The sequence below is a fragment of the Glutamicibacter sp. NPDC055354 genome (genome assembly GCF_053644955.1).
In genome coordinates, this window is record NZ_JBSHMB010000003.1 from 184563 (window position 1) to 197108 (window position 12546).

Annotated in this window: 11 protein-coding genes; 3 read left to right on the top strand and 8 right to left on the bottom strand. The window is 61.6% G+C overall.

The window, feature by feature from the left end:
- Positions 1-16 precede the first annotated feature (16 nt).
- From ACWICV_RS14110 to ACWICV_RS14125, 4 genes are all read right to left on the bottom strand, one after another.
- Positions 17-1081, bottom strand: coding sequence for an ABC transporter permease (locus ACWICV_RS14110; protein ID WP_105656533.1), 1065 nt, complete (start codon positions 1079-1081; stop codon positions 17-19).
- A 75-nt stretch (positions 1082-1156) separates the two neighbouring features.
- Positions 1157-2152 (bottom strand): substrate-binding domain-containing protein, encoded by a 996-nt coding sequence (locus ACWICV_RS14115; RefSeq protein WP_105656534.1) that lies wholly within the window; start codon positions 2150-2152, stop codon positions 1157-1159.
- Between the two features lie 209 nt (positions 2153-2361).
- Positions 2362-3375: a LacI family DNA-binding transcriptional regulator gene (locus ACWICV_RS14120; RefSeq protein WP_454091194.1), complete on the bottom strand. Its 1014-nt coding sequence runs from the start codon at positions 3373-3375 to the stop codon at positions 2362-2364.
- Between the two features lie 5 nt (positions 3376-3380).
- The gene (locus tag ACWICV_RS14125; RefSeq protein ID WP_105656536.1) at positions 3381-4589 is read right to left on the bottom strand and encodes a Gfo/Idh/MocA family protein; all 1209 of its coding nucleotides are present in this window, start codon (positions 4587-4589) and stop codon (positions 3381-3383) included.
- A 359-nt stretch (positions 4590-4948) separates the two neighbouring features.
- Here ACWICV_RS14125 and ACWICV_RS14130 point away from each other — a divergent pair, with 359 nt between their 5' ends.
- Positions 4949-5689, top strand: coding sequence for a GntR family transcriptional regulator (locus ACWICV_RS14130; RefSeq protein WP_105656537.1), 741 nt, complete (start codon positions 4949-4951; stop codon positions 5687-5689).
- A 33-nt stretch (positions 5690-5722) separates the two neighbouring features.
- Positions 5723-6625, top strand: coding sequence for a 5-deoxy-glucuronate isomerase (gene iolB / locus ACWICV_RS14135; RefSeq protein ID WP_105656538.1), 903 nt, complete (start codon positions 5723-5725; stop codon positions 6623-6625).
- Between the two features lie 91 nt (positions 6626-6716).
- On the opposite strand, the gene ACWICV_RS14140 is transcribed toward iolB, so the two are convergent.
- Positions 6717-7511: a TIM barrel protein gene (locus ACWICV_RS14140; protein ID WP_105656539.1), complete on the bottom strand. Its 795-nt coding sequence runs from the start codon at positions 7509-7511 to the stop codon at positions 6717-6719.
- Complete coding sequence (locus ACWICV_RS14145) at positions 7508-8599, bottom strand: Gfo/Idh/MocA family oxidoreductase (RefSeq protein ID WP_105656540.1); 1092 nt, start codon at positions 8597-8599, stop codon at positions 7508-7510. The genes ACWICV_RS14140 and ACWICV_RS14145 overlap by 4 nt, the downstream gene beginning before the upstream one ends.
- A 96-nt stretch (positions 8600-8695) precedes the next feature.
- On the opposite strand from ACWICV_RS14145, the gene ACWICV_RS14150 reads away from it, so the two are divergent.
- The gene (locus ACWICV_RS14150; protein WP_105656541.1) at positions 8696-9685 is read left to right on the top strand and encodes a LacI family DNA-binding transcriptional regulator; all 990 of its coding nucleotides are present in this window, start codon (positions 8696-8698) and stop codon (positions 9683-9685) included.
- A 65-nt stretch (positions 9686-9750) separates the two neighbouring features.
- On the opposite strand, the gene ACWICV_RS14155 is transcribed toward ACWICV_RS14150, so the two are convergent.
- Both ACWICV_RS14155 and ACWICV_RS14160 read right to left on the bottom strand, forming a co-directional pair.
- Positions 9751-11241, bottom strand: a complete 1491-nt coding sequence (locus ACWICV_RS14155; RefSeq protein WP_105656542.1) for a sugar porter family MFS transporter — start codon at positions 11239-11241, stop codon at positions 9751-9753.
- A gap of 414 nt (positions 11242-11655) precedes the next feature.
- Entirely contained in the window at positions 11656-12540 is an 885-nt protein-coding gene (locus tag ACWICV_RS14160; protein ID WP_454091193.1) for a sugar phosphate isomerase/epimerase family protein, read from the bottom strand.
- Positions 12541-12546: the final 6 nt, after the last annotated feature.

Here is a 12546-nt window from a genome sequence, read left to right on the forward strand (position 1 = left end):
TTTTGTCCTTGGCTTCCTACTTGCTGGATTCCGCACGCTTTTTCACCACGATGTTGACCACCGTAGCCAAGAGCAGCATCAGGCCAAGGAAGAACTTGAACCAGTCCGGATTCCATTCCGCGTACACGATGCCCTTGTTCGCCATGCCGAAAATGAACGCCCCGATAGCGCCGCCAATGGCTGAACCGTAACCGCCGGTGAGCAGGCAGCCGCCGATGACCGCGGCAATGATGTAGAGGAATTCATTGCCGATGCCTTCGCCGGACTGCACCGAGTCAAAGGCGAAGAGGTTGTGCATGCCCAGCACCCAGCCGCAGAATCCAACGGCCATGAAGAGTCCGATCTTGGTGCGGACCACTGGAACGCCGACGGCGCGAGCGGCCTTCTCATCCCCGCCTACGGCGAAGATCCAGTTCCCGATCTTGGTTCGGAGCAAGATCCAGGAAGCGATGATCACCATGGCGATCCAGATGAACACGGTGATCTTGACGTCGATCCCGGCGATATTGACTGAAGAGGCAAAGACCGCCTTTGCGCTCTGGAATCCTTCAATATCCGCAATAGATGGAGAGGACACCGAGCCGCCAATGGCTCGCGTCAGGCCCAGATTCAGGCCGGTGAGCATCAAGAAACTGGCCAGCGTCACGATGAAGGATGGCAGCTTGGTCTTGATCAGGATGATTCCGTTGATGAAACCGATCAGCAGCGAGACGACCAGGGCCAAGGCAATGCCGACCCAGACGTTGAGACCGAAGTACCAGGAGATCATCGATGCACTGAGCGCCGAAGAAATGACGGCCACACCGGTGGATAGGTCGAACTCGCCACCGATCATCAGCAGTGACACGCCAACGGCCATGATGCCGATGGTCGAAGCCCCATAGAGGACGGTGGCCAAGGATGCGGGAGCCAGGAAGACCGGAGCGACGACGGCGAAGAATACGAAGAGGGCGATGGCGCCCACGAGAGCACCGATCTCCGGACGGCCCAGAAGGATAGACAATGCGCTTTTCTTGCCGACGCGCTCGTCCAGAGCCGGAGATTTTCTCTTTTGAGAGGGTGAAGCTGTTATAGATGACATGGGATTTCCTCCGTGTCCAGGCTGCGCGCCGGATCGCCGCTACCGGCAGATCAGGCGCGCGCCGAGGGGATGTGGCTAGCGGACGCCTTCTTGGGCGAAACTGGTAATTTGCTCAGCGACGGCTTTGTCTACAACAGCCGGGCCGGTCAACGTCGCCTGTCCACCGCCGATGGTGAAGCCGCCACGGTTGTTCTGCCACAGCGCATCAACTGCCATGTAGCCCTGCAACCAAGGCTGCTGGTCAACGGTGAACATCACATTGCCCTTGGTGATTTCTTCAACCAACTGCGAGTTCATGTCGAAGGAAGCTACCTCGACCTCGGACTTCGCCGTGGCTTTAGCCTTGAGCAGTGTCATCGTGATGGGTGCGCCCAGGCCGATGATCGCGTCGGCTTGCTTATCGGCTTGGAGCTTTGCGGTTGCCGTTGATTCAACCTGGGTCATGTCAGTGCCCTGCACGTAGAGTATTTCGGTGTCTGGGACGATTTTCTTCACGCCGGCGCAACGTGCTTCAAGCCCAACGTGCCCCTGTTCCTGGATGACGCATATCGGCTTCTTGATTCCCGCCTCCTTCAGCTTTTCGCCAGCGGCCTGGCCTGCAAGCTGCTCATTGGAACCGAAGTGGGCAAATGCTCCGAGATCCTTGAATCGGGCTTCACCGGCATTCAAGCTGACAATGGGGATCCCGGCATCGGCAGCCTTGCCTAGCGCTCCAGCCATGGCGTCGGGCTTGGCCAGGGTCACGGCGATGCCGTCGACGCCCTGGTCAATAGCCTGCTCGATCAGCTGGGACTGGCGTCCGCCATCAGGATCACTCAGATACTGGAGTTCTACGTTGTCCTTGGCCGAAGCTTCTTCAGCGCCCTTTCTAAGAATGTCCCAGAAGGTATCTCCTGGAGCCGCGTGGGTGATGACCGCGATTTTCATGCGGTCAGTAGCCGCCACCGCACCGCCACCGGCATTGCTTTCCGGTTCCGGTGCACGCCCGCCAGTGGACGAGCAAGCCGCCAGCCCCAATGCTGGAATGATGGCGAGCGTGATTGCGAGTTTGCGCCAAATTGGCTTTCCCATATTCGTTTCCCCTTCAGGAATCCCCGGCGCACCCCGATTGTCCCCTGGGGCGGGCCGCCTTAACAAGATGTTCCGTGACTTGAATCACAAGATGCCTAAAGTGTGCGTGACGAAAAGCGATCCGTCAAGACTTTGTTAAGACATAAGGATGTGAAGACGAGTAATTTGCCGACCTCGACAAGCACGGCGAAACGCCGCTTTCACAGGGTTCAACGGTGCAGCGGCGACGAGGAGCGCACGATAAGCCGCGGTGGAATCATCAACTGACGTGCAAATTTTCCTTCCGGATTCCGCATCAATTGGAGCAGCAGCCGCACGCTGCTGCGACCGAGATCTTCCGAATCCGAGCCGATGCTGGTCAGCGAAATTCTTCCCAGCGACGATAGGGAAATATTGTCGTAGCCAGTCACCGCCGCAGACACGCCAGCCTCATCCAGAGCCTGCAGCGCCCCAATGGCGGAAAGATCATTGAAACAAGCCAGCGATTCAGGCCGTGCCCCCGAGGCCAGCAACCGCGCTACGGCTTCATGCCCGGCCTGAATCGTTGGCCCGGCTTCCACCACCTGTACATGCTGGCGCAAGCCATGGCGCAGCATCGCCCGATGATAGGCAGCTTCGCGCGTCGCAGAAACCGGACCAGCGCCACCGGCTATATGGGTAATCCGCGCATTTCCGCAATCGACCAAGTGGTCAATCACCAAACCGAAGCCCTGCTCATCATTAACCGAAACCGCGCCAGTGCCTGATTGGGCCTGGCGCCCGCCGCCAACAAATACAGCGGGAGTCTCACCCAAGGCGGCTTCGAAGCTGACGGCGTCATCGGCTGATCCGACGACGAGAATTCCGCTGACCCGCAAATCGCGCAAGGTCTGCAGTTCCGCGGGCCCAACGCCCTGCCCGTCGTGGATCGCGGCCGCACTGAACAGCACGTCAAGCCCTGCTGCTTGCAACTGTTCGCGAACCACTTCCGCGACGCTCAGAACCCAGGGATTATGCAGTTCCCCCAGGACGACGCCAATGGCATGCCGGTTCTCGGCCGAAAGCGAGCGCGCTGCCAGGTTGGGCTGATAGCCCAACTCGCGGATGGAGTCCTCGACCAGCGAACGCCGCATCGAACTGACCTTGCTAGGATCCGAGAGCACCAGGGAGACCAAGGATTTTGAGACCCCGGCATGCTTGGCGACGTCCCGGATCGTGGGGCGGCGGCGCGACGAGTTAGGCATGGCGGTCAGTATTGCACACTCGCAGCGCGCACCGGCTCATCCAGCGCCTGCCACGTGCCGCTTGCGGCAGATGCTTCGGCCGCTTCGACCACTGCGGCTGCCGCCACCGCATCGGCGATGGTGGAGTTCGTTTTCTCGCCACCGGCGACAGCCAGCAGGAACTTCTTGGCCTCGATGGTCTTGAGGTCGTCAAAGCCCATCGCGTTCCCTGGGCCTGGCTGGAACCGGGAGTATTCGCCATGCTTTGGCGAGCCGATCACCGTCGTGAATCCCTGCTCTTCATTGTCTCGACCGAGCACGACTTCCAGTTCATTCATGCGTTCAAAATCCCACTTGACCGAACCTTCCATGCCGTAGATTTCCAGTCGGTAACCGCACTGCGGTCCCACAGCCACCCGGGATGCCTCGATAGTTCCGATCGCGCGGTCCGCCACGCCTTCTGGGCTGAAACGCACCAACGCTGCGGCGTAGTCCTCATTCTCGACCTCACCTTGCTCACCGCCTTCGATCAGGTCGAAATGCGTGCCCTGGCCCATGGATAGTTTCGGCCGGGACGGGATCATGACATTGGTGGATGCGGAAATGCCCTGGATGTGGCCGACAACATGGCTGCATAGATCAGCTGCATGGCTGAACAGGTCAGCAAGCACCCCGCTGCCGGCCAGCTCCCGGTTGAAGCGCCACGACAGAGCGGCCCGGGGGTCTGCCGCATATCCGGCAAGGAAGCTGGCGCGGACATTCGCGATGGATCCCAGCCGGCCTTCTTGCACCAGCTGGCGGGCGCGTGCGATAGCTGGCGCATGCCGGTAGTTGAACCCGACCGAGGTGACCACGCCATTGCGGATGGCGGCTTGCTCGATAGCCTGCGTTTCGGCCAGGCTTCGGCCGGCGGGCTTTTCGATCCAGAAGTGCTTGCCGGCCTCCGCTGCGGCGATCGCCATGTCGGCGTGCAGGAAGTTCGGAGCGCAAATCGAGACGACATCCACCTCGGGATCGGCTAGCACCTGGTGGTAGTCCAGTGTTCCGCGCTCGAAGCCCAGTGTTGAGATCGCGAAGTCGACTCGCGACTGCTCGGTGTCCGCGGCTATGACCAGTCTTGGCTTGATGCCCAGCTCTGGATAAGCATAGGGCACCGAACTGTAGGCGCGAGCGTGCAGCTTGCCCATCCATCCCACCGAGATCAGCCCCACGCCGATGCTGCGCTGTTCATTCATGATGTTCTCCTGTCTGCGGCGTTTAACGCCTTGATTCCCTGTGGCCGCCGCGGCTCACCTCAAGTCTTGGACCGTTCCAAAAAACCATATGTGCCACTGGAATCCTCGGGCAATGGAATCTGCCGAATTTTTTATCTGGACAATTGGACAATCCAACCTGTTGTCCAATTCCCCTTGTCGGACCTCATGTCTGACTCGAACCCCGCGGTTGGCAACCCCGCTGGGATCACCAACTTGCGTGGAGAATGCTTTGGAATGATTGGATTTCCAGCCAAAGGATGCCCAAATCGTGAACTTTCATATATAGTTTGTCCTGTCAAAGCGACATATCATGACAAAGTCGCCGGCAAGGAGCAGCTGTGAGCACACCACTGAGCATCAAGATCGACCGATCTTCGCCAATTCCCCTCTACCACCAGGTAGCGCAAGGCATCGAAGGCGCGATCCGCGACGGTTCGCTGGCCTCGGGCACTCGACTGGAAAATGAAATCGAGCTGGCCCAGCGGCTGCGGCTTTCGCGGCCCACCATTCGCAAGGCCATGGATGACCTAGTCCAGTCCGGCCTGCTGGTGCGCAAGCGCGGTGTGGGAACGCAGGTTGTTTCCAGCCAGATCCGCCGGCATCTTGAGCTGTCCAGCCTGAATGACGACCTTGAGCGCGCCGGGAAGAAGCCTTCTACCACCCTGCTCAGCTTCGAGCACATTCCCGCTCCGCCGGAGATCCAGGATCTTCTTTCGCTGCCCAAGGACGTCTCTGTCTACCACTTCACCCGGCTGCGTTCTGCCGGAGGCAGCCCGCTGGCCCTCATGGAGAACTGGGTTCGCGACGACATTGTCGAGCTGGACGAAAAGTCCTTGCAGGCCCATGGCCTCTACGAGCTCCTGCGCGAAGCAGGGGTGAACTTCCGCCTGGCCCAGCAGCGCATCGGGGCCACGACCGCAGATGAAGCCCAGGCCAAGACCTTGGACACAGCGGCCGGTTCGGCCCTGGTGACCATGCAGCGCACCGCGGTGGATGACACTGGGCGCAACGTGGAAACCGGCTCCCATGTTTATCGAGCAGACGCCTACAGTTTTGAAATGACCTTGGTACAACGCTAGGCACCTGTCCCCCGCCGTCGAAAGGATCGACTGATGACCGATTGGATTTACCCTGCAGGTTCGGCCGCTAACGGAGAATGGAGCATCTCGCTCGGTGCCCATGACTCAGCCGTTTCCATAGACGGCTGGGCACACACCGGACTCAAGGTAGCTGAGCTGGCCCCTGGCCAAACAGTTGAACTGGAGGCCTGCAGCGAAGAACGGATCGTGGTCCCGCTCAGCGGCGAATCATTCACTGTCGCCATGGCAGGAACCGAACATGTTCTCAAGGGTCGCGAATCAGTCTTTGCTGGACCTGCTGATGTCCTCTACACCGGCATCAACACGGCGCTGTCCATCAGCTCCGCCAAAGGGGGCCGGGTCGCCGTCGCACTGGCCCCGGCCAAGCAGTCCTACCCGACCCGGCTGATCAGGGCAGAAGAGACCCCTGTGGAGCTGCGCGGCGCAGGAAACTGCTCCCGCCAGGTCCACAACTTCGGCACCCCGGCCGCCCTGGAAGCGGACCGATTCATCGTCTGCGAAGTCATCACTCCGGCGGGCAACTGGTCTTCCTACCCTCCGCATAAGCATGATCAGGAGAAGGAAGGCGAAACCAGCCTCGAGGAAATCTACTACTTCGAGACGCAGCTAGCCCAGGGCATGCCCGCCGAGGCGGCAAGCGATCCCATCGGCTACGCGCGCGTTTATGCTTCGGATGAACGCCCCATCGATGTAAATGCCGAGGTCCGCACCGGGGACGTTGTCCTGGTCCCCTACGGCTGGCATGGTCCGGCCATGGCCGGGCCGGGATACGACCTCTACTACCTGAACGTCATGGCCGGCCCGGGGCGGGTGCGCGATTGGCTGATCAGCGATGATCCCCACCACGGCTGGATCCGCCAGACTTGGGATTCGCAGAGCATGGATTCGCGCTTGCCTTTCGGCGCTGGCGCGTAGCTTCTCGGAACGCACGCCAAGTGGCGGCAGCAGGTTTTCCTGCTGCCGCCACTGGGCTTTAGACTCTCATTCCGATGCTCGGTGCATGATGCTAGCGCGCCACGGGCTTGGACAGCGGTGAAAACGCCTGGGCAAAGGCCGCGATGGCTCCTTCGGAATCTGCGCTGGCGTAGGCCTCCATGCCGATCGGGCCAGAATAACCCAGCTCGGCCAGCACACGGGCGACGGCCAGATAGTTGATCTCCCCGGTGCCCGGCTCGCACCGTCCGGGTACGTCTGCGACCTGGATTTCCCCAATGTGCGGAAGCGCCGAGCGCACCAGTTCGATGAGGTTCCCCTCGCCAATTTGGGCGTGGTACAGGTCCAGCATCATCTTCACGTTCGGGTGCCCGACGGCCTTGACCAGGGACATCGTGTCCTTGGCGCGTCCCAGCGGGATTCCAGGGTGATCCAGGATCGTGTTCAGGTTCTCCAGCATGAAGGTGACCTGGTGCTCTTCGCCGATGCGGCCCAGTGCTTCCAGCGTTCGCGCTGCGGTGAGCCACATCTCTCCGGTAGCCCGGAATTGCGGGCTGGCCGCCTGCCCGTCAACGAGCTGGGCCGGATGCACAACTAGCCGGTGGATGCCCAGCTGCTGGGCTGCCGGGATCAATTCCTTGGCGGTGCGAACAACTTCGCCCGCGCTGTCCGGATCGCAGAGGCTGCCAGCGCTGTAGCCTGTCATGGAGCCGAAACGGGCGCCGGTGGCCGCCAACGCCGGCAGGTCCTTGCCCCGGATATCCCAGAGTTCTATTTCAAAGCCGGCCTCGTCCAGGCGCTTCACCCGGTCGATCAGCGGAAGGTCCAGGAAGACCATTTCGGCACAGACCGCCAGTTGCCCGTTCATGGGTTCACCGCAAGGCGGGTGGCGGATTCCAACTTGACCGGCAGCCCGGATTCTGCGGATTCCAAGGCCGCCAGTGCGATGCGCAGGGCTGCGCGGGCGTCGGCGCCGGTGGGGACCGCCAGGGCCGCATCAGCCGTATCCTCGCGCAAGCCCCGGATCTTGCGGGCGAAGACCGAGAGCTGCTCGCGGTAGGCCTGGGCGAATAGCTCGATGTTCAACCGTTCGGTTGGCGCATGCGCTCCCTGGCTGTCGAAGCTGGCCGCGGCCAGCTGCACCGGATTGCCTGCCTGCACCATGCCCTTTGAACCGAAGACTTCTCCGCGCACGTCATAGCCGTAGCTGGCCGAGAAGTTCGCCTCGGCCACGGCGATTGCCCCATTGGAGTAGCGCAGGCTCACCACGGCGGTATCCAGCAAACCGGAGCCCCGGTGCTCAGGGGCCACCAGCGCATCGGACATGACGTGGACTTCCACTGCTTCGGCTCCCGGGTTCAACCAGTTCAGGGTGTCAAAATCGTGGATCAGGGTTTCAGTGAAAATGACGTGGGAACGGATCTTTGCCGCGTTGGGCAGCCCGCCGGCCACTTCTGGATCCCGGGTCAGCGAGCGCAGCAGTTGCGGGGTGCCAATAACTCCGGAATGCACCTGTTCCGCCACAACGGCGAAGTCCCGGGAGAAGCGCCGGTTGAAACCGATCTGCAGCAGCACCCCGGAAGCCTCCACGGCGTCAAGCGCGGCGTCCAAGTCCGACAACGCGTGCGCTGCCGGCTTTTCGCAGAAGATGTGCTTTCCGGCTGCGGCGGCTTGGGCGATCAAGCCGGCATGGAAGCTCGAAGGCGCCCCGATAACCACGGCGTCCACGCTGTCGTCGGCAAGCACGTCGGCGATGTCTTCGGTGTAGTTCGGGCAACCAAGCTCAGCGGCCAGTTCAGCGGCCCGGCCCGGCGCCGGGTCCGCTATGACATGCAATAGCGCATCCGGCAGATGCTGCGCCACGGTGCGGGCGTGGAATGCTCCGATCCACCCGGTACCGATAACGGCCAGGCGCAGCGGCTTTACTGAAGTTTCTGGCAGGGTCTGGTAAGCCATGAAGTCTCTCCTAGAACGTTCTAGATTTAGTGTTCAGGAAAATCATGGCACACTGGATAGCAACTGTCTATAACGTTCTAGAAGAAAGTTCCGCCCATGCCGACACCCCCTGCAAAACGCCCCACACTGGCCGACGTCGCCCGCGCCTCTGGGGTCTCGGTAGCGCTGGCCTCGATTGTCATGCGCGGTGCCGAGGGTGCCAGCGAAGAATCCCGGTCCCGAGTCAAGCAGGCGGCCGCGGAGTTGGGTTACCGCCCGGATTCGCGCGCGCGGTCGCTGCGCAGCAGCCGCAGCCGGACCATCGGTCTGGCCCTGGCGCTGGGAGAACCGTTGCATGCGGAATTGGCCGATGCCCTGTACGAGCAGGCAGACCAGAACGGCTTCGAGATCATCCTGGGCGCTACCGGCAAGCACCGCGATGAACGCCGAGTGCTCAATACGCTGATCGATGCGGGAGTCGAAGCGGTGATCGGCCTGTTCCCGGAACTTCCGCCGGCTCAACTGGTCCACGCCTCCAAGCAGCTTCCCATAATCAGCCTGCTGCGCACGATTGACGGCATCCCATCCGTCATTACCAACGAGGCTGCCGGCGTTGAACAAGCCGTCCGCCATGTGGCCCAGCTCGGCCACACCCGGCTGCTGCATCTGGATGGCGGATCTGCCATCGCGGCACAACAGCGGCGCGATGCCTTTGCCGACTCCGCCGCCCGCGCCAACGCGCACGGCCAAGTGCTCCCAGCTGGCCCCGATGACGCCACCGCTTTCACGGTCCTGCGCGAATACCTGGCAGCAACTCCCCCAGCCGAACGCGCCACAGCGGTACTGGCCTTCAATGACCGTGCGGCACTCGGCGCCCGCCAAGCAATCGACCTTGCCGGCCTGCATGTTCCCGAACAGATCTGCCTGGTCGGCTATGACGACAGTGAATTCGCCAGGCTGGCGCACGCCGATCTGACCAGCGTTCGGCAAGATGTCGCGGCACTGGCCCAAGCCGCCATGCACGCGGCCCTGAACGCCCCGGGCGCTTCCAGCACCCATGCCCCGCAGCTGGTAGTGCGAGGCAGCACGGCAAGGCCCCGGGCATAGCGGCGAGCCCAGCCCCTTGCCATGCGGCGGGGGCTGGGCTTGCCAGCTCAGCGATGCGCCGGGATTCAGGCGTTGACCACAGGCTTGACGTGGTAGATCGCTCCGGTGGAAACATCCTCTTCCAGCGCTTCCAGCGAGCGTCCACGGGTTTCAGGCACCTGCGTGGCTACGAAGAACAGTGCCAGCACACCGATGCCAGCGAAGATGAAGAAGGACCCGGTAATCCCGATCCCGGAGACCAGCGATGGGAAGAACAGCGCCAGCACGCCGTTGGTCGTCCAGCCGAAGAACACCGAGATGCCAATGCCCAGTCCGCGCATATGCAGCGGGAAGATTTCAGCCAGCCATACCCAGACGGCCACGTTCAGGAATGTCTGCATGGACATCACGAAGGCAACCACCAGGATCAGGATCACCACTGGCCGGATCGGGCTGCCAACTGGCAGCAGCATGCCCGCGATAGCCACCAGCAGGTGGCAGGTGGTGGTCAGCGACAGGCCAATCAGGAACGTCTTGCGGCGGTCCATGCGGTCCATGTTGCGCAGGGCGATAATTCCGCCAATGACAGCAACCACGCCAAAGGCGATATTCGCCAGTACTGCCTGCTGCTCTGACATCCCGGATTCTTCCAGCACGCGCGTGCCGTAGTACATGATCGAGTTGATGCCCGTGAGCTGCTGAGTCATGGAAACGCCGATGCCGATGGCGATGATGCGCATCAGCCATTTGTTCTTCAGCACCGCTTTGATGCCCACCGGCTTGTTAGCCAGCTTTTCCTCGTCGGCGACAATCTCGATCTCGTGGACTTCGGCCAGTGCGCGTTCAGGCGAGCGCACGGTCTTGAGCACCCGCAACGCCTCGGCATAGCGGCGCTTTTCCACGAGCCAGCGAGGGGATTCAGGCATGCGCAGCATGCCGAAGAACAACGCCAATGCCGGCAAGGCGCAAATCGCGAACATGATACGCCAGATGCCATCCACGGTCCCGCCCAGAACGGTTCCAATGATCGCGTTCATGACGAAGGCGGCCAGCTGGCCCGAGACGATGGCCAACTCATTGCGGCCGGTGATCGAGCCGCGAATTTCATACGGTGCCAGTTCAGCCAGGTATACCGGTACGACCGTAGATGCGCCGCCGACGGCCAATCCGAGCATGATGCGTCCGGCAATCAGCACGCTGTAGCCAAAGGGCGAGAACGTTCCCAGTTCCGGTCCAGCAGGCGAAAAGACAACCAGCAGGCTTCCCGCGAAGAAGAGGACTGCCAGCATGATGATGGTTTTCCGCCGGCCCCACACGTCAGCGATCTGCCCACCGACCAGTGCGCCAATTGCGGCGGCGAAGACCAGCGAGCTGATCACCACGCCAATCTGCAGGAGATTCAGGCCCAGCTCGGCGGCCATCGGGCCTTCAGCACCGTTGGCAACACCTGTGTCATAGCCGAAAAGCAGGCCGCCGAAACAGGCAACGATGGAGATTAAACCGAGACGTTTTGCATGGGGGCCCGGACTAAGGGGCGGCAGACTCGACTCTGCAGAAGCACTCTGCGCACTGGACATGGGGACTCCTTTGGATTGCCCGGGTGGAAGCGTGGCTGGCCTGCGGCCATCCATCGGATCAACTGCGATCCGGCTTCCTCCACTCGGTGCGGCGGGGGCCATTGAGCATTATTCCGGCCCCGTCGATAATTGAAAGTGATGGGCTTCACAGCCCTTATGTAAGGACAATACGTCATCAGTGTTTTCTGGGCAAGCATTCTTGGACATTTTGTCCTGGCGGATACTGCTTTTTGGACTGCCGCAGCCTCCCGGTCCGCCACTTCCCGGGACCATGCCCACAGATCATCACGGCATTTTGCGGCTCTTGCTGGATCCGCCTTCTGCGCAGGATGGCCCCTGGCAGGACGACGAAAGCCGAACCCTTGCGGATTCGGCTTTCGTCATGTTGCAATTCGGCTCGGGAAGCCGGTTTGGCTAGGCGCGCACGGCACGGGCAGCGTCAACGCGGCTGCGCATCTGCTCCAACTGGTACTTGGCGACTGCTACGGCGTTCTCGTTCTCGGCAAAAACGCAGGAGACCATCACGCTGTCCTGGCGGTCGGCAAATCCGTTGGCCACGAGGCCGGAGAAGAATTCGTCCCAGTTCACGTCGCCATCGCCAAGCTTCAGATGCTGGTGCACGCGCACCGCATTGCCCGGCGGGTTGGTGATGTAGCGCAACCCGTGCGAGGCATGATGGTTCATGGTGTCCGCCACGTGCACCACGCGCAGCCGCTCTCCCACTGCCTGCATGATATCCAGCGGCTTGTCCTTCATGTGGAAGGAATGCGAAGCAACGTAGACGAAGGACAGATTCGGCGAGTTCACCCCGCGGATCACCCGCCAAGCGGCCAGGCCTTCTTCGACAAAATCATCCGGATGCGGGTCAATGGCCACATTGATGCCCTCGCGCTCAATGATTGGCACGAGCTCTTCCATGGAGCGGTAGAACGCCGCCTCGGACTCCTCGGCGCGTTCCGGCCGCCCGGAGAATTCAGTGTTCATCTGGTTCACGCCGAGATCCACGGCAATCTGGATGGCGCGCTTCCAGTAGCGCACCGCGGCCTGGCGCAAATTCTCACCGGGCGAGGCCCAGCGCAGTACCGGCAGCACCGAAGCGATCTCCACCCCGGAAGCCCGGCAACGGGCCGCGAGCTGCGCGACCAGGTCATCGTCGGCCTTGGGGTGGGTGAAGAACGGAATCATGTCCGCATGCGGTGTCAGCTGGATGCTGTCATAGCCCAGCTCCGCTGCCAGTTCCGGGAACTGGAGCAGCGAATGGGTGGAATGGAACGGGGTCGGGTCCAGTGCGTATTTCATGATGCC

Excerpts from the sequence above, each read along its gene's own strand:
- ACWICV_RS14125 (WP_105656536.1), bottom strand. The coding sequence starts at position 4,589 with ATGAATGAACAGCGCAGCATCGGCGTGGGGCTGATCTCGGTGGGATGG.
- iolB (WP_105656538.1), top strand. The coding sequence starts at position 5,723 with ATGACCGATTGGATTTACCCTGCAGGTTCGGCCGCTAACGGAGAATGG.
- ACWICV_RS14155 (WP_105656542.1), bottom strand. The coding sequence starts at position 11,241 with ATGTCCAGTGCGCAGAGTGCTTCTGCAGAGTCGAGTCTGCCGCCCCTT.
- ACWICV_RS14110 (WP_105656533.1), bottom strand. The coding sequence starts at position 1,081 with ATGTCATCTATAACAGCTTCACCCTCTCAAAAGAGAAAATCTCCGGCT.
- ACWICV_RS14150 (WP_105656541.1), top strand. The coding sequence starts at position 8,696 with ATGCCGACACCCCCTGCAAAACGCCCCACACTGGCCGACGTCGCCCGC.
- ACWICV_RS14160 (WP_454091193.1), bottom strand. The coding sequence starts at position 12,540 with ATGAAATACGCACTGGACCCGACCCCGTTCCATTCCACCCATTCGCTG.
- ACWICV_RS14145 (WP_105656540.1), bottom strand. The coding sequence starts at position 8,599 with ATGGCTTACCAGACCCTGCCAGAAACTTCAGTAAAGCCGCTGCGCCTG.
- ACWICV_RS14120 (WP_454091194.1), bottom strand. The coding sequence starts at position 3,375 with ATGCCTAACTCGTCGCGCCGCCGCCCCACGATCCGGGACGTCGCCAAG.
- ACWICV_RS14140 (WP_105656539.1), bottom strand. The coding sequence starts at position 7,511 with ATGAACGGGCAACTGGCGGTCTGTGCCGAAATGGTCTTCCTGGACCTT.
- ACWICV_RS14115 (WP_105656534.1), bottom strand. The coding sequence starts at position 2,152 with ATGGGAAAGCCAATTTGGCGCAAACTCGCAATCACGCTCGCCATCATT.